This is a genomic window from Brevibacillus composti (assembly GCF_016406105.1).
GTDB classification, from domain to species: Bacteria; Bacillota; Bacilli; order Brevibacillales; family Brevibacillaceae; genus Brevibacillus; species Brevibacillus composti.
Genome location: NZ_CP066308.1, coordinates 3,375,306 through 3,392,024, shown reverse-complemented (window position 1 = coordinate 3,392,024; position 16,719 = coordinate 3,375,306). Strand labels below are relative to the sequence as shown.

Sequence of the window (16,719 nt, the reverse complement as noted above, 5' to 3'; positions counted from 1 at the left end):
GAGGGATAAGAAATGAAGTTGACCCAAAAAAGCCGGAGGCAAGGCTGGCGGAAGAGCTTGCGAAATCTGGGGCTGGCCGCGGCAGTGATGTTTTCTGCGGTGCTGCCGGTTGGACTTGTGCCCCAGGCTTATGCCGCCGTAGCGGACCATGTCGTGATCAGCGAAATCTACGGCGCTGGCGGCAATGCGGGAGCGGTCTATCAGCATGATTACGTAGAGCTGTACAATCCCGGCAGCGAGGCCGCAAGCGTAGACGGCTGGTCTGTGCAGTACGCCGCGGCCGACAGGGAAAATTGGCTGGTCACCAGGCTGTCCGGCAGCATTCCCGCACACGGCTATTACCTCGTCCGGCTGGCAAGCGGCGGGACAATCGGGGCGGGGCTGCCTGCAGCAGATGCGACGGGCGGGACCAATATCTCCGCCACCCGCGGCAAGCTGGCTCTGGTCAAACATGCGACAGCTCTGAGCGGAAATCCGGTCACCGACCAGAATGTAGTCGATTTTGTCGGCTACGGTTCGGCGAATGCCTATGAGGGAGCCGGTCCTGCATCTGCTCCGTCCGCGGCGAAGAGCATCGTCAGAAAGAGCGATGCCGACAGCGTGGTGCCTGGAAGGGGGAGCGCCTGGGACAGCGACAGCAACGAGAGCGATTTTCTCGCCATGGACCCTCAGCCGCAAAACAGCATGAGCCCGGCAGAACCGCCCGGAGAAGACGACGGGCAGCCGCCAGGCGGGGAATGGCCGGATGCAAGGCCGATCAGCGAAGTGCGAAATATGGCGGGCGGAACCAAGGCCACGATCGAGGGCATCGTCATCGCAGCTTTTGAAGCGGGCGGCAAGACCAATGTCTATCTGCAGGACGAGACCGCCGGGATGCTGGTGCGGGCCGCCGGACTCGGAAGCATCGTCCAGATCGGGGATAAAATCAAGGCGACGGGAAGCGTGAATGATTACTACGGCCTCCCCCAGCTGGAGCCAGCCAAAGCGGGCGATGTGGCGATTACGGAGAAACAGGCAGGCGCACCGGTTCCGCAGCCGGTTACCTCGGCTGACTTCTCTCTAGCCCGTGGGGAAGCGTTCGAAGCGGAGCTGGTGACCATCGAAAATGTCACCGCGCTGACGCGGGATTCGCGGGGCAATGTCACCCTTCAGGACCAGTACGGCAGCTTTCTCGCAAAGCCCTTTGACGCGGCGCTGCTGAAGCCGGGGGCCACCTATGAGCGGCTGACCGGGGTGGTCACGTATGATTTCAATGAATACAAGCTGGTCCCCCGCTTTGCTCAAGATGTGATCGGGGAAGGCGGAAGCCAGCCGGATAAGCTGCACATTCGCGATATTCAGGGAAAGGGACATCGCTCGCCCTATGAGAATGCCATGGTGTCAATGGTCGAGGGCATCGTCACGGCTGTCGTGCCCAGCGGAACGGGCACGGCGGGATTCTATATGCAGGACCCCACTCCCGATGACGATCCACTTACCTCAGAAGGCATCTATGTATACGAGCCCAATGCGCCTGTCCGGGCCGGCGATCACGTCGAGGTCAGCGGAGTGGTCAAGGAATACGTCACGAAAAGCCGGGAAGCAACCGATCTGACGCTGACAGAGATTGACGCTGCGGGGGTTGTCGTCAAGGCGCGAAACCTGCCGCTTCCCGAACCGGTGACTCTCGGCGAAGGAGACTACGTGTACCCCGCGAAGGTGATTGATAACGACAGCTTCGCCCTCTTCGACCCGAGCGAAGACGGGATTGATTTCTGGGAGAGCCTGGAGGGCATGCTGGTGCAGGTGAATCAGCCGCGTGTCGTCGGAGGGACGCGGACGTTTGCGAATCCGCCCAGCGTCGAGTTTGTGATCATCTCCGACGAGGCAGATCCGGACAAAGCGAGGACGCCTCTGGGCGGGGTGGCGATCGCAGAAGACAATTACAATCCGGAGCGGATCATCGTCGGTGACCGCCTCGTCGCCGGAGCGCCGGAAGTGAAGGTAGGCGACCGCTTTGACGGGCCGATCGTGGGCGTCATTGACTACAGCTTTACCAACTTCAAGCTGTACAACACCGCGCCGTTGCCGGATGTGGTCGACAGCGGCTTTGAGCGGGAAGTGACGGAGATCGCAGGGGACGAGGATCACTTGACTGTCGCCACCTACAACATCGAGAACTTCTCTGCGCGGGCCGCGGCTGAAAAGGTATCGGGACTTGCCGCGTCCATCGTGCACCATATGCAGCAGCCTGACATCGTCGCCGTCGTCGAGATGCAAGACAATAACGGTCCGCAGGACAACGGCGTAACCGATGCCAATCAGTCCGCCCAGGTGCTGATCGACGCGATCATCAGCGAAGGCGGGGAGCGCTACCGCTACGTGGACATCGCTCCGGAGAACAAACGCGACGGCGGGCAGCCGGGAGGCAATATCCGCGTCGGGTTCCTCTATAATCCCGCACGGGTGAGTCTGGCCGATCGCCCGGCAGGAGATGCGGTGACGCCGGTGAGGGTCGTGAGCACGGACGGCAAGGCCCAGCTTTCGCTCAATCCCGGCCGGATCGACCCGCTTCATCCTGCCTTTACCGACAGCCGCAAGCCGCTGGCAGCGGAATTTCTGTTTGGCGATGAGTCGGTGATTGTCATCGCAGGCCATTTTAATTCCAAAGGCGGAGATGACGGCCTCTACGGCAAACAACAGCCGCCGGTGCTGGCGAGCGAGCCGCAGCGCGTGGAAATTGCCAGGGTGGTGAACGATTTTGTCCAAGAGATCACGGAAACCCAGCCGGACGCCAATGTCATCGTGCTGGGCGACCTGAATGATTTTCAGTTCTCGCGCCCGCTGCGCATACTGGCGGGAGAGGAATTGACCAATCTGGTCGAGACGCTGTCTCCAGGTGAGCAGTACACCTACAATTACCAAGGAAACGCCCAAGCGCTGGATCATATTCTCGTAAGCAACCATCTGGCGGACCGGTCGGAGCTGGATATCGTCCACATCAACGCGGACTTTACGGAAGCGGACGGACGTGTGAGCGACCATGATCCGCTCGTGGCCAAAATCAAGCTGTCGGCTGGCACGGAGCCATGGCCCGGTGAAATCACGCCGGAGAAACAGCGCGAGCAAAACCGCAAGGCTGCCGAAAAGATCCGTGCAGCCACTGACGAAGCGACAGTTCTCCATCAATTTGATGCAATCCTCACGAGCTTGAAAACATTGATTGAATCAGACCAGGTCTCTGCATGGGACAAATGGTCCGTGATCGCCGATACCATCGAAACCGTGCTGGCTGCCGCAGCCGAACAGGCGGAGGATGGGATTGTGACGGAAGCCGCTCTGGCTGCGCTGGCCACCGATTTTCTGAAGGAGGCCATCAGCGAAGCCATCCGCGCTGCCGGACTTGCCGGCGAGGATGTCAGCGGTCAAGCGCTGTCGGCTCTGGAGGCTTTTCTGCAAACAGCGGTGCTCCCGCTGGATGAAGACGAGCGACCCGCAGAATTGCTAGAAGAGCTGCAAGCCGCAGCTGAAAAATTGCTCGATATGGGCGGCGCCCTGAGTGTACCGCGGGGAGCGATCATCGACGAGGGAGATTCCCATGCGGAGCTGGTGCTCTCGGTTCTGGAAGCACTGACAGAAGCATTCGAAGACGGCCCGGTAGAATACGAGCCGCTGTTCTCTATCCGGGTAAAAGCATCGGGGGATCACACGGCGGAGTCTGCTGCGGTGCTCAGCGAAGAGGTAACCAGCCGTCTGGCTGAGATCGAAGCGGCGGTACGGCTGGAGGAAGCCGCGGGAGCGTGGGTGCTCCTGCCGGCGGAAGCGCTCGGCAGCTTCGTAGAGGAAGCGCTCGGCATCACGCTGGAGCCGGCAGATGATCCCGCCGTTTCCGGGGAGCTGGAGCCGTTCAGCTCCGTCTACGACTGGAAGCTGCTCGCGGAGGGAGAGCTAGTCAAAAAAATCGAGGGAGCCGAAGCGCAGCTCGGCATCCCGGTGAGCGACGCGGATTCACGGAATCTCACTGTATTCTGGCATGACGGCAAGAAGTGGAGGACGCTGGAGGATGAAGCAGGCGATCCGATCAAAGTAGATGTGGCCCAAGGCATCGCCCGCTTTGCCGCAGCCCAGACAGGTCCGATCGTACTGGGCCAGGAGAAGAAGCAGGAAGAGCAGCCCCCTGTCCGCGCCTTGATCATCAAAGACCGCCACTTCAAGCTGAAGCCGGGCGAGGAGGCCCAAATCGAGGTCACCGCCAATCTGGGCAATGGCGGAAAGCATGACGTGACCCGTGCCGAGGGGATCACCTATGAATCCGACCACCCCGAGCTGTTCTCGGTCAGCGCGGACGGCGTGATCCGCGTCTCCAGCAAAGCGACGGAGAAAGACAGGGCGGTCATCACCATTACTTACGGCGGAAAGACCGCCAAGGTACAAGTATCTGTGAAAAAGAAATAGGCGAAGATGGAGTGTTCATCAAAAGAGAGGGCCGTCCCCGTCTCGGACAGACGGGGGGCCCTCTTTACTCTTTTGCCTCTTTCCAATACTCGTAGGCGTGGACCACATTCCCTTTGTAGGAGGGGTGGTCCGCAAGCAGGCGGGGGAGCATGCCGAGCTGCCGGCGCATCTCCGCTTTTCCCTCTTCGTGAAAAGAGACGTAATCCCCTTCGCCGCTTTGCTTCATCTCCACGGCGATCAGGATTTCTTTGCCCAGCTCGCCGGCAAAGCGCAGCTCGTCCTGCGAGATCGCCGCGATGCCGCCGGGTCCCTCCGCCCGGTCGCGGAAGGCCATCAGTGTGATGTGGTCATGCTGCGCAATCATCCATTTGCTAAAGGAAGTGCCGGGTTCACCGGGCACATCGTAGCGGTCCAGCCAGACAGCCAGGTCGCTGCTCGTCTGCAGGCTGCTGTCCCGCTTGGTTTCCGCCACGAATGCCCGGATATTGTCTCTCCACTGCCGCAGAACCAGCTCCGGGTCTTGCCTCCATACGGGGAGAACATAAGGCTCGATGTCCAGATGGATGCCGCGGAACTGCTCGCGCGGTTCGGCGCGGCTGTTGTAGCTTTTTACGTAGCGGACCAGCCTCAGCATCCGCTCCCTGTGTGAGTCCAGCGCCCAGAGCGGATGGCCTCCCATGGCGTGCACCTCGATGCCCGCGTCAGCTGCTTTCCCGACCAGCTCGCGATAGACGGAGAAGGGCTGTTCCAGATCGAGTCTGACATACAGGAGGTTGAGTCCCTCCTGTTTGGCAAACGACACGATCTCATCCGCTTCCTCGATGGCCGCCTCCGCATGCCATATGTAGGTCCCGAGCAGAGGGGCCGTATGGGAAGACGGCGGCGGCGCCGGCTGCGGGGCGTTCGGACTCTCTCCATTGCGCAGGGCTTGCCAGTAACGGTAGTCGTGGATGGCCGTACCGGCAAAGGAAGAGTGGAGCCGGAGGCGTTCTGACGCCTGGGCCAGCACCTGCTGCATGACCGTTTCCCCGTCATGATAAAACGTGGTATGCGGCTCCCCGGGCATTTCCTTGGCGTTCACCGCGACGACGACCTGTTTGCCCAGCCGGTCGGCTGCCGCCAATTCGTCCTTGACCAATGCCACAATCCCATTGGGACCGTCGACGCGATTCCGATAGGCCATCAGGGTCACGTGGTCAAAGATGTCGATCATCCATTCGCTTACGGTGACGCCTTCCCCCGGCACGTCGGTGCGGTCCAGCCATACGGCCAGATCGGCGCTGACCTGCAGGCCGGGCTCCCGTCTCGCTGCGTCGGCAAAGCTTTTCATGTTGGCCGTCCATTGGCGCAAGACCTCGGCTTGCTCTGTTTCCCACTCGCGCAGAAGATACGGTTCAATATCCAGGTGGAGACCGGCGAATCGGGCATCCTCACTGCTTTGGCTGTTGTAGGCATGGACCCAGGAGACCAGCTCCAGCATGCGCTGACGGTGGCCTGAGAGCGCCCAGGCCGGGTGTCCGCCCAGCGCATGCACCTCGATGCCCATGCGTCCCGCCGCTTGGATAAAGGGGGAGTAGTGGGCAAACGGCAGCGCTTTGTCCACCCGCAGATAAATCGTATTGATCCCGTTTTGCTCGGCGAATTGCAAAATTTCCTGCTGCCGGTCGCCAGCCAGCTCCGCCTGCCAGATCCAGGTGGCTTTGACCGTTTTCTCCGGGGACGAAAAGCCGGCGAGGAGTCCAGCCCCCAGACAGAGCAGCACGTACAAAAAGCGAGTCAGTCTCATGTTCGTTCCTCCATCAAGAATCGCCATGTATGCTTGTCATACAGAGAAAATCAGCCGCACCGGCCAGCCGGCGGCCAACCGGGAATGACTGCCAGCCAGCAGAGTGCGGCAAATTTTTTCCATCGTAGTACAGCGAGGCGACCGGCCACAAGCCCTGAAAAGCCTACTTTCTTGTGAAAAAACGCCCAGTGGGAACCCGCGCGCATGAAAAGAGGGCCGACCCTCCCAGAAGGCCGCGGCGCAAGGTCGCAGCGTCCTTTAGAAGGGGCAGCCCTGTATCGGTTTGCGGATTAGAGACGGGCCATGCCCATCGCCTTCTCCACTTTATAGAGCATCTTATTTGCCGCTTGGTTTGCTTTCTCTGCGCCAGCCGTGAGAATCTTGTCCAGCTCGGGGGAGGAGAACAGCTGGTGGAAGCGATCCTGGATCGGTTTCAGGGTCTCGACGACGACTTCGGCCAAATCCGTCTTGAACGCACCGTACCCTTTGCCTTCGTACATGGTTTCCAGCTCCTGGATCGGCTTGCCGGAGCAGAGCGAATAAATGGTCAAAAGGTTGGAGATTGCGGGCTTATTTTCCTTGTCAAAGCGAATGCTGTTGTCCGAGTCGGTCTGGGCCCGTTTTACCTTTTTCACGATGGTATCCGGTTCATCCAGCATGGAGATGAAGCCCCCTTGGTTCGGGTCCGATTTGCTCATTTTTTTGGTGCCGTCCTGCAGCGACATGATGCGGGCTCCGACTTCCGCCACGCGGATGTCCGGGATTTTGAAGATCTCGCCGTAGCGATTGTTGAAGCGGGTAGCCAGATCGCGGGTCAGCTCCAGATGCTGTTTTTGATCCTCGCCGACAGGGACAAAGTCTGTGTCGTACAAGAGGATGTCGGCAGCCATCAACGGCGGATACGCCAAAAGTCCGCCCGGTACCGATTCGCCGCGTCCCGACGATTTATCCTTGAATTGGGTCATGCGCTCCAGTTCGCCGACGTACGATGTGCAGAGCATGATCCAGCCAAGCTTGGCGTGGGCGGGAACCTCTGATTGGATAAACAAGGTCACTTTCTGCGGATCGAGTCCGACAGCCAGATAGAGGGCTGCCAGGCGGCGGATGTTCTCCTTGAGCACAGCCGGCTCCTGGGGCACGGTGATTGCGTGCTGATCGACGATGCAGTAAAAACAGTTGAATTCATCCTGGAGCGGGACGAAGTGCTTCATCGCGCCCAGATAGTTGCCCAGAGTGAGAATGCCGCTGGGCTGAATGCCGGAAAAAATCGTTTTCATGGCTGATCTTTCTCTCCTTTCCATATGGGGAACGAAAATAAAAAAGGCCCATCCGTCCAAATAGGGACGAATGAACCGTGGTGCCACCCTTGTTATCCCCGCTCCGTGCATCGAAAAGCACAGCAGGGATCACTCTGCTTCGCATCAAAACAAAACTCCGATGCGAAAGGTCCGTGGTAACGTGCGGACGTGCACGCCAGAGCCTACTGCCGCAGCGGGCGGGTTCGGTCTGGGGCTCGGAAGCCCATTCAACATCCATTCGACGCTGATTCGCACCAACCATCAGCTCTCTTGAGTCTCCCCGGATGTTTACTCTCCTTCTTCAACGCCGTGTTGTCTTCCTTTGAGAGATTATTTTACTCCCTGCGAGTGCAGAAATCAACTGGTGAAAATGACAGAGACTTCCGGCAGGCCTTCATTCCCTTCTGCTCCGGAATTTGCTAAGGTAATTAGTAAGAACTGTCAGCACGAAAGAGGGAACACACAAGTGAAGATGCGATTGGGAATCCTCGGAGCGGATGACACCCTGGATCTCATCCTGTCCGTTGTCCATGCCTATCCGGAGATCGAATGCCTGCCGATCGTCTACGATGCGGAGGGAGAAATTTTTGAGCGGCTCGGCCCGCATGCCGATGAGGCGGACATGTGGCTGTTTTCCGGCCAAGTGCCCTACGCCATGGTGAAGGAGTGGGGCCGGATCAAAAAGCCGATGGCCTATGTGCCCCATACCGGGGCCAGTCTCTACCGCACGCTGCTGCACCTCTCCCATGAGAAAAAGCTGGCGGCAGATGAGCTCAGCTATGACACCATCCCGCCGGGCGAACTGGCGCATATGCTGGAAGAAGCAGGAATCGCGGCGGGCCGCCTCTGGCTGAAATCGTATGAAGGGGCCATCAGTGCGGACGAATTGGCTGATTATCATGAAGCGCTCTGGCGGGAGGGCAAGACAAAAGCCGCGGTGACCTGCCTCAGGACGGCACAGCTGGAATTGAAACGGCGGGGCGTCCCTGTATACCGCGTGCTGCCGACTCGCGCAGGTGTCGAGTCGGTCATCGGCATGCTGCTGCGGACACATGAGATGCTCCAGTTCAAGGACACGCAGATCGCCGTACAGATGATCGAGCTGGAAACGCCGGGCATGACCGGGGGCGAGGCTGCCGACCCGAGCGAGGGGGGCGTCCTGGAGCTCATCGAGGAAAAGCTGCTCCGCTACGCCAAGCAGCTGCACGGATCGCTGAAGACAGCCGGAACCGGCCGCTACGTCATCTTTACGACGCGCGGCATCCTGCGGGAATGGACCTGCGATTTTTCGGCGGCGCCCCGGCCGGAGGAGCTGGCGGGGTTTGCGGACGGGCGGTTTACCTGCGGCATCGGGATCGGCAGGACGGCGGGCGAGGCAGAGATCCACGCGGGGACGGCCCTTCTGCACGCCAAGGAGAGCGGACCGGGCTCCTGGATGGTGTTCTTCGATGACAAGCGAATTGCCGGACCTTTGGGAAAAGGCGAGCAAATCACGTTTAGCGGCGCTTCCGACCAGCTTCGGGAACTGAGCCGCCACACCTCGCTCAGCGTCCAGACGCTGAGCAAGCTCAAGTCCATTCTGAAGAAGCGCGGGTCCGCCGAAATCAATGCGCATGAGCTGGCCATGCATATGCAGATCCTGCCGCGAAGCGCCCGCCGCATCCTGATCGAGCTGGAGGCCAAAGGGATCGCGCGGGTAAGCGGGGAAGAAAGCCCTCATCCGCGCGGCAGGCCGCGCAAGGTGTATCGAATCGAGCTGTAAACAAGGTATATCGCATCGAACTGTAAACAATAGCCGGGAAGGGAGCGCTTGCATGCGGAACCGCTTTCTCGCATTATTCGGGTACGCGATCATCTACGGACTCGTTTTTTGGCAGCTGTTGGAAGTGCAGATACTGCTCCGGGAGCAGGCCGCCGCCACCTATCGCCCTCTGGCCTACATGATCTATTCGACGGTGCTGTCCGTCATTCTGGGTCTGCTGGCGGCTGTCCCCCATTTGGTCCGGATGTTCAGGGCAAGGGGAAGCTGGCGGTATGACTGGGCAGCGATCCTGGCGGTGGGAATTCCGGCACTGATCGGGGCAGCTTACGCCTGGCTCTATTACAGCCCTGTCGGGGTATATCTTCCTTTGCCGCAAGCGATTCTGACCGAGAATAGCCCGGTTCGGCCCATCTGCGGGTTTGTGCTCGGTTACCTCCTGCTTCACTCCGTGCAAAAAAGAGAACGGGGAGAACGGTAAAAAAATGTTGACAACGCCCCGAAAAGGGCGTACTTTTTTCTTAGACAGTTAGACATTTTTCTAAATATCTAATACCGATCATCCCGTCTTTTTCTCCGGGATGATCGTGAGGCAAAAGGTTGTGATGCTGTGAATGATACGTTCAAGGCCCTGGCTGACCCGACGCGCCGCCAGATCATCCGGCTGCTGAAGGAGAGAGATCTCACCGCGGGGGAAATTGCCGAACACTTCGCGATGACGAAGCCCAGCATCTCCCATCATCTGAATACGCTCAAGCAGGCAAAGCTCGTGCTCGATGAGCGTCAGGGGCAAAATATCATCTACTCGCTGAATACGACGGTGGTCCAGGATGTCATGGGCTGGTTTCTGGAGATTATCGACGGGAAAAGCATGGGGGGGAATGAACAAAAATGAATCGAATCATTGCGCTGGTAATTCTGCTCGTCCCCATACTGATGGGAATCTATGCCTATCAGGATTTGCCTGACCAGCTGGCGATCCACTTTGGCCCCACTGGAGAGCCGGACGGCTATCAGAGCAAACAAACCTTTTTTCCGGCCTATGTGCTGCTCAGCGCGATCGTGATGGGGGTTGCCGCTGGCCCGGAAGATCGATCCCAAAAAAGAAAATTACGCGAAGTTTGCTAAAGCCTACAGCATGATCCAGGTGCTGGTCGCCCTGATCCTCGGCGGCACGTTCACCCATCTGCTGCTGTATAATCTGGGCATCAAACCGGTGGGAGCCGAAGTGTTTGCCAAATTGCTGCTGGGCCTGGCCTGGCTGGTCATCGGCAATTATCTGCCGCAGCTGCGGAGCAACTATTTTCTGGGCATCCGGACGCCTTGGACCCTGGCGCATCCCGAGGTCTGGCGCAAAACACACCGCATTTCCGGCCCGATCTGGGTGATCGCGGGGGGACTGATGATTCTCTCGGCCTTCCTGCCGTTTGGGCGCGGGAGCAGCTGGCCGATGCTGATCCTCCTCCTCATCTCCGCGATTATCCCTGTCGGGTACTCGTACCTGGTCTATCGAAAAGTGGAGGAGTCTCGCTGATGAAACATGAAATGCCGCGTAAATCCAGCTATGGCAAGGTTTTTCTCGTTCTCTTGCTGGCAGGGCTGATCGGGGTGATCGCCCTCGTGCCTACTGCTGTCAAACAGCTGCAAAGCATTCCAGGGCTGCCGGAGATGCCTTTTGGGCTGCTGGTTTTCCTCTCTGTCCTGCAGCCCATGATCTTGCTGGTGATCGCCGTCGCCTTGGGTACTTGGATGGCCCCTCGGGTCGGCCTTACCTCTTTGATCGCGGAGAAGCTGACCAGCGGAGCGCCGCTCCGGAGCCGCCTGCGTGCGCAGCTGCCTGCCGCCCTCATCGCGGGCATTACCGCTGCCGTCGCTTTGCCTCTGCTCGATCTTTTCTTTCAGCCCTGGCTCCCCGCGAGCTTTTCGACCGAAGCGCCGCCGCGTGATCTCGTCTTTACCGCCGGGGCGATGCTGTACGGGGGGATTACCGAGGAGTTGCTGCTGCGCTGGGGCATGATGTCGGTGCTGGCCTGGGCAGGCTGGCGTCTGTTTCAGCGTGGCGGGGATCGGCCTGGAGGTGCTGTGTTCGCGGCGGCTCTTTTGATCAGTGCAGTCCTGTTTGGGATCGGCCATCTCGGGGCAGTGGCCATACTTGCCCCGCTGACTCCGATGCTGATCCTGCGGACGATTCTCTTGAATGCCGTTGGCGGAATTATTTTTGGCTGGCTGTATTGGAAAAAAAGCCTGGAGGCAGCGATGATCGCCCATGCTGTGGCGCATCTGATTATGACACTGCTGTCTCTCATTACGGGGTAAACGGGTGGCTCAGTTTCAGATGAGCTGTGGGATGCAGCAAAGTATGGCTGGATAAGCAGGAAGAGGCACAATTTTCCACATGGGGAGGGCAACATTCTAAAGAAAAATTCGTCTATATATAAAGTGAGCTGAGGAGGGATTGTATGCCAATGTGGGCCTTCCTTTTAACGATTGTTGGTGGTTTGATGACGTTTGCTGTGATTTATGACCAAGTGAAAAAACGGAAAAAGACGATTCCGAAAGAATTAAGCAGCTCTCAAATTATGTATACAGAGACGTATTTGAATGAAGTGCGTAACGATATTAACAACCCACATATTTAAAAATACCCCCTTTTCGGGGGATTTTATTTAATAGAGCTAGCAAACTTACTTATCTTTAGATAATTTATCAGATGTGCGTGCAATTAAGAAATAACTAACTCCTTTATGCTTCCAGGATAACGTGATGAATTTTTCGTTTTCTTGAAATTCAGCTTTATTACCGTTAATTTCAAACTTTTCGCTGTTCCCCATGATTCCATTATCACCTTGAGTTATAGAAAGGTGTATAAAAGAATCATCAGTAGTACTTGTATATCTGATGTCCCATTGATGTTTATTATTGGGACTCAATACAAAAGAATGACCGCCTTAGCCATCCAAAGCTCAAGAGCGGTCACGGGACTATTTACATTTAGTCTTTTAATTGGATTTCATCGGTAAAAATCTTCACGTTTTTAGAGTGGCTTTCGTACAGATCTTCTTTGTAATTCCGATATGCCTTGTCAAAGGAGTCAGGATCTTCAGTCGCATTCGGAAGTACTCCGTCTTGAACAAGTTTTTCAATCAAATTTTCGATGCTGAGCTGATTTCTGTAAGCGTTTGGAGCATGTTTTTTCCAATACTCCTCCTCACTTAAACCAGTTACCTCGATGACATTCTTTTGGAAATCTTTTGCTTTTTCATCGTCTGTATTCTCCAATATTTTTCTCATCTCTTGGGAATGTACTTCTGCATCCTTTAAACTAACAGCTACACCTTGATTTTCGGCCTCTTGAACAAGCAGCTTATCTATTACCAAATCCTTCAACAACTCACTATCTGACAATTTTCCTTGGATGTTATTGAGTTTTAGATTAGCATTCATGTACGCTTTGTAGATCTGAAATTCTTTATTCGTGATATCTTCATTTTCAACCTGCGCTAAGCTCATTTCTTTGGTGGCGTTTATATCCATGAGTTCAGCTTTAAGTGAACGAAATATGTCGGTCTGCTCATCAGTTGCGAAAGAGGAGAACGCCAGAGCTGAGCCTACTAAAGCAACTACGGAAAGGGAAATAGCTAGTTTTTTCATACCCGATTTTTACCTCCCTCATCATTACCAGCGAAAGTCTACTTCGCCAGTGGTATTTGTTTGGTAACCTTTGCTTCCAGATACAATATACGAACTTGTACCGTAACAATCATCTTCAGATCCAGTATTCTTCTCCCCACGGCCTCGTATATAACCGCATCCTTTCAGGAAGGGGCTTTTCTTATATACTGATGATAACGATCTTTTCAAAATTCCCGGACTATTATACAATTTGGACACGACCGTAAATCAACCGTTAATCAAATAGAGCATACCAACAACAGAAAAAGAGGTGAGAGCGTATGATCAATCCGGAGCGTTTGTGGGATCGGTTAATGCGTCTGGGGGAACTCGGAAAGCAAGAGTCGGGCGGCATCACGAGGCTGAGCTTCACCCCGGAGGAGAGGGCGGCGAAAGACCTCGTTCGCTCGTTTATGGAAGAGGCGGGTCTCGCTGTTCGTGAAGATGCGGTAGGCAATCTGATCGGCAGACGGGAGGGACGGAATCCGGAGGCGCCGGTCGTCCTGGTCGGCTCGCATATCGATTCTGTTTACAACGGCGGCAATTTTGACGGCCCGCTGGGAGTGCTGGCAGGAGTGGAGATGCTCCATGCGATGGCCGAACAAAATGTCGTGACCGAACACCCGATCGAAGTAATCGCCTTTACCGACGAAGAGGGGACGCGTTTTCGCTACGGCATGATCGGAAGCCGCGGCATCGCCGGCATCCTGGAGCGAAGCGAGCTGGAGCATCGCGACGATGAGGGCATCTCGATCGCGGAGGCGATGCGGCAAAGCGGTCTGGACCCCGATGCCATCCACGAGGCGGCACGCCCCAAAGGCAGCGTCAAGGCCTATGTCGAGCTTCATATTGAACAGGGCAAGGTGCTGGAGTCCCGCGGTCTCTCCGTGGGCGTCGTCAGCGGCGTAGCAGGCCCCCTCTGGGTCAAATTTATCCTCGAAGGCGAAGCCGGTCATGCGGGAGCGACGCCGATGTCACTCCGCCGCGATCCGCTGGCGGCGGCAGCCGAGATCATGCTGGCCATCGAAGCGGCGGCGGGCAAAACCGATGCGGCTGTCGGGACGGTGGGTCAGATGCAGGTATTCCCGGGCGGCGTGAACGTCATCCCCGGACGGGTCGAGTTCTCCCTCGATCTGCGCGATGTCGATCAGGCCATCCTCGATCAGGTCGAAGCCGAGATTCATCACATGACCGAGAAAATTTGCGAAAAACGAGGCATCTCTTACAAAATAGAGCTCTTGCAGCGTATCCCGCCCGTTGTCTGTTCCGAAGAAATCCAACTGGCTGCCCGGAACGCCTGCGAATTGCTCGGTTTTGAACCATTTACCCTTCCGAGCGGAGCCGGACATGATTGCATGCAATTGACCAGCCTCTGCCCGGTCGGCATGATTTTTGCCCGCTCACAGAAGGGCATCAGCCACAATCCGGCTGAATATACCACCAAAGAAGACTGTGCAAACGGGGCAAATGTCCTGTATCATACCGTACTTTCTCTGGCGCAAAAAGCGTAAACGAATGACAAGGAGGGCAAGAGCATGACGACGACAGCCGCACTCAATCAGGAAGCAGAACAGATCAAGGAGCAGGTGATCGCATGGCGGCGTTACTTGCATGAGAATCCGGAGCTCTCTTTTGAAGAAGAAGAGACCGCCCAATTCGTCTATGATACGCTGGTCTCCTTTGGCAACCTGGAAGTGTCGAGACCGACCAAAACCAGCGTCGTGGCCAGGCTGATCGGTTCCGCGCCGGGACGCGTCCTGGCGATGCGCGCCGATATGGATGCGCTGCCGATTACCGAGGAGAATGATTTTGAATTCGCCTCGAAAAAGCCGGGTGTGATGCACGCCTGCGGGCATGACGGCCATACGGCGATGCTGCTCGGGGCAGCGAAGATCCTGTCCGGTATGAAAGACCAGATCAAAGGCGAGGTTCGCTTTTTCTTTCAGCATGCGGAGGAAATCTACCCGGGCGGCGCCGAGGAGATGGTGCAGGCAGGCGTGATGGACGGCGTGGATCTGGTGATCGGGGCCCATCTGTGGGCGACGACGGACTACGGAAAAGTGGGGATTTGCCCGGGGCCGATGATGGCAGCGCCGGACAGCTTCGCGATCACCGTAACCGGCAAAGGGGGGCACGCCGCCCTGCCGCATCAGACGATCGACAGCATCGCGATTGCCGCCCAGGTGGTAACCAACCTGCAGCATATCGTCTCGCGCAATACCGATCCGCTGGATAATCTGGTCCTGTCCGTGACACAGTTCGTCGGCGGCACGGCCTACAATGTGATTCCGGGTTCGGTGAGCATCGGCGGTACCGTCCGCAGCTTTGACCAGAAGCTGCGCGAGTCTGTGCCTGCCTTGATGGAGCGCGTCGTCAAGGGGATTACGGAAGCCCACGGGGCCAGCTATGAATTCTCGTACAACTTCGGCTACCGTCCGGTGATCAACGATGAAGAAGTGACGCGCCTGATGGAGAGCGTCGTCGTCGAGTCGCTGGGCGAAGAGTGGGTAGAGCGGATCAAGCCCAACATGGGCGGGGAGGACTTCTCGGCCTTTTTGCAAAAAGCGCCGGGCTGCTTCTTCTACGTCGGAGCCGGGAACAAGGAGAAGGGGATCGTGCATCCGCATCACCACCCTCGCTTTACCGTCGATGAGGATGCGCTGGAAGTGGGCGTAAAAATGTTTGTAGGTGCGGCGCGCAAAGTGGTCATGGCTTAACCGTCGCCAATAAGATCAGGGCTGTTCCGAGCAGGAGGAGTATTCCGCTCGGGACAGCCCTTTTTCGTGCTGCTCGCTCAGTCGATCCGGAACAGGCGATGCCAGATCGAGGTCTTGCGCTGCTTGTCCTGGAGCCGGGCCAGTTGTTTCTTCATCTCGAAAATCTCGTTCATGGCGCTGCTCAAACGGCGGTCGCGCTCCTTCAGACTGTTGCGAATATAGGCTCCCTGCTGCTCGAGCTGTTCCATCAGGGACGTTTGCACCGAATCTTGCTGCTGGACGTGCTGGGCGAGAGCGAGCAGCTTTTCCTCCAGCGCATCGACGTGACTGCTGGTGCGCAAGGCCAGTGCAGCAGCGGTATTTGCCGATTCCACGGCCGCCGGATGGGGGGATGGCCGCTGGGCAAGCGTCGGGCTGATGTCAGATGCAGGGTATGGAGACGGATGGGTGTTTGCTTGGTAGGGTTGTTGGTAGGCCTGGTGGTAGGCCTGGTGGGAGGTCTGGTGCGGAGTTGGGTGGGCGGTCGAGACAGGGGGAGGAGCGAGACTGATTGCGGCGGCTGCCCCCCTTTTTGCCATTTCGGGCGAGGCTTGGCCGGCAATGATCCTGGCGGCATCCTCCAGCGGCGTCATCTGTTCCTTGGTCAAATGGTAAAATCTGCGCAAAGCCGTGACATCGGCTCCTCTGTACTCTCTTCGGTTCTGGTTGTCGCGCTGAAACCAGTAGCCTTGCTGTTCCAGCAGCATGCTCCATTTCCGCAAGGTGCTGGCTCCGACTCCGAGCATCTCTGCCAGTTCGCGCCCGGAGTAGGTTTTCTCCATGGCAACCAGTTCGATCACATTTTTCATCGGCGATCCCCCCGTTTCGAAAAAAGAATGGTTCCGAACGATTTGAATAGATTGTAAGTAGACTTTTCGCTGGGGCGAGGGAAACTCCTGTTGCCAACCGTGCGACAATTTCCAGCAGCGTTTGTTGGAAAAAGAGAGATGGGGTCATGTCCCGTCGCATCATGAAAAAGCGTTGATCCCCTAGGTTTTTTCCCGAGGGTAGTGA

The 16,719-nt window shown here is 57.1% G+C and carries 15 protein-coding genes and 1 other annotated feature; of the genes, 10 read left to right on the top strand and 5 right to left on the bottom strand.

Going from position 1 to position 16,719, the window contains the following annotated elements; genetic code table 11:
* Window positions 1–12 precede the first annotated feature (12 nt).
* Window positions 13–4,434, top strand: coding sequence for an endonuclease/exonuclease/phosphatase family protein (locus JD108_RS17095; RefSeq protein WP_198827198.1), 4,422 nt, complete (start codon window positions 13–15; stop codon window positions 4,432–4,434).
* A gap of 64 nt (window positions 4,435–4,498) precedes the next feature.
* On the opposite strand, the gene JD108_RS17090 is transcribed toward JD108_RS17095, so the two are convergent.
* Window positions 4,499–6,220 carry a hypothetical protein gene (locus JD108_RS17090; protein WP_198827197.1) on the bottom strand — a complete coding sequence of 574 codons (1,722 nt, stop codon included), beginning with the start codon at window positions 6,218–6,220 and terminating at the stop codon, window positions 4,499–4,501.
* Window positions 6,221–6,510: 290 nt separating this feature from the next.
* A complete protein-coding gene (trpS, locus tag JD108_RS17085) occupies window positions 6,511–7,497 on the bottom strand; it encodes a tryptophan--tRNA ligase (protein ID WP_198827196.1) in 987 nt (328 codons plus the stop codon).
* Between the two features lie 59 nt (window positions 7,498–7,556).
* Window positions 7,557–7,832: a binding site (T-box leader), on the bottom strand.
* 152 nt (window positions 7,833–7,984) lie between these two features.
* Here trpS and JD108_RS17080 point away from each other — a divergent pair.
* The 7 genes from JD108_RS17080 to JD108_RS17050 all read left to right on the top strand — a co-directional run bounded on the left by JD108_RS17080 (window position 7,985) and on the right by JD108_RS17050 (window position 11,916).
* Entirely contained in the window at window positions 7,985–9,280 is a 1,296-nt protein-coding gene (locus JD108_RS17080) for a helix-turn-helix domain-containing protein (RefSeq protein ID WP_198827195.1), read from the top strand.
* A 52-nt stretch (window positions 9,281–9,332) separates the two neighbouring features.
* Window positions 9,333–9,758 carry a hypothetical protein gene (locus tag JD108_RS17075; RefSeq protein WP_198827194.1) on the top strand — a complete coding sequence of 142 codons (426 nt, stop codon included), beginning with the start codon at window positions 9,333–9,335 and terminating at the stop codon, window positions 9,756–9,758.
* A 129-nt stretch (window positions 9,759–9,887) separates the two neighbouring features.
* Window positions 9,888–10,172 carry an autorepressor SdpR family transcription factor gene (locus JD108_RS17070; protein WP_198827193.1) on the top strand — a complete coding sequence of 95 codons (285 nt, stop codon included), beginning with the start codon at window positions 9,888–9,890 and terminating at the stop codon, window positions 10,170–10,172.
* Window positions 10,169–10,405, top strand: coding sequence for a DUF1648 domain-containing protein (locus JD108_RS17065; RefSeq protein WP_198827192.1), 237 nt, complete (start codon window positions 10,169–10,171; stop codon window positions 10,403–10,405). Before JD108_RS17070 ends, JD108_RS17065 begins: the two co-directional genes overlap by 4 nt.
* 10 nt (window positions 10,406–10,415) lie before the next feature.
* The gene (locus JD108_RS17060; RefSeq protein ID WP_198827191.1) at window positions 10,416–10,811 is read left to right on the top strand and encodes an SdpI family protein; all 396 of its coding nucleotides are present in this window, start codon (window positions 10,416–10,418) and stop codon (window positions 10,809–10,811) included.
* Window positions 10,811–11,593, top strand: coding sequence for a CPBP family intramembrane glutamic endopeptidase (locus JD108_RS17055; RefSeq protein WP_198827190.1), 783 nt, complete (start codon window positions 10,811–10,813; stop codon window positions 11,591–11,593). Before JD108_RS17060 ends, JD108_RS17055 begins: the two co-directional genes overlap by 1 nt.
* Before the next feature lie 143 nt (window positions 11,594–11,736).
* Window positions 11,737–11,916, top strand: coding sequence for a hypothetical protein (locus tag JD108_RS17050; RefSeq protein ID WP_198827189.1), 180 nt, complete (start codon window positions 11,737–11,739; stop codon window positions 11,914–11,916).
* 45 nt (window positions 11,917–11,961) lie between these two features.
* On the opposite strand, the gene JD108_RS22855 is transcribed toward JD108_RS17050, so the two are convergent.
* Entirely contained in the window at window positions 11,962–12,108 is a 147-nt protein-coding gene (locus tag JD108_RS22855) for a DUF4367 domain-containing protein (RefSeq protein ID WP_407649354.1), read from the bottom strand.
* Window positions 12,109–12,268: 160 nt separating this feature from the next.
* Window positions 12,269–12,928, bottom strand: a complete 660-nt coding sequence (locus JD108_RS17040) for a SurA N-terminal domain-containing protein (RefSeq protein ID WP_198827187.1) — start codon at window positions 12,926–12,928, stop codon at window positions 12,269–12,271.
* Between the two features lie 302 nt (window positions 12,929–13,230).
* On the opposite strand from JD108_RS17040, the gene JD108_RS17035 reads away from it, so the two are divergent.
* On the top strand, window positions 13,231–14,460 hold the full coding sequence (locus tag JD108_RS17035; RefSeq protein WP_198827186.1) for a Zn-dependent hydrolase: 1,230 nt from the start codon (window positions 13,231–13,233) through the stop codon (window positions 14,458–14,460).
* A 24-nt stretch (window positions 14,461–14,484) separates the two neighbouring features.
* Window positions 14,485–15,666 carry a M20 family metallopeptidase gene (locus JD108_RS17030; RefSeq protein WP_198827185.1) on the top strand — a complete coding sequence of 394 codons (1,182 nt, stop codon included), beginning with the start codon at window positions 14,485–14,487 and terminating at the stop codon, window positions 15,664–15,666.
* 77 nt (window positions 15,667–15,743) lie between these two features.
* On the opposite strand, the gene JD108_RS17025 is transcribed toward JD108_RS17030, so the two are convergent.
* On the bottom strand, window positions 15,744–16,514 hold the full coding sequence (locus JD108_RS17025; RefSeq protein ID WP_198827184.1) for a MerR family transcriptional regulator: 771 nt from the start codon (window positions 16,512–16,514) through the stop codon (window positions 15,744–15,746).
* Window positions 16,515–16,719: the final 205 nt, after the last annotated feature.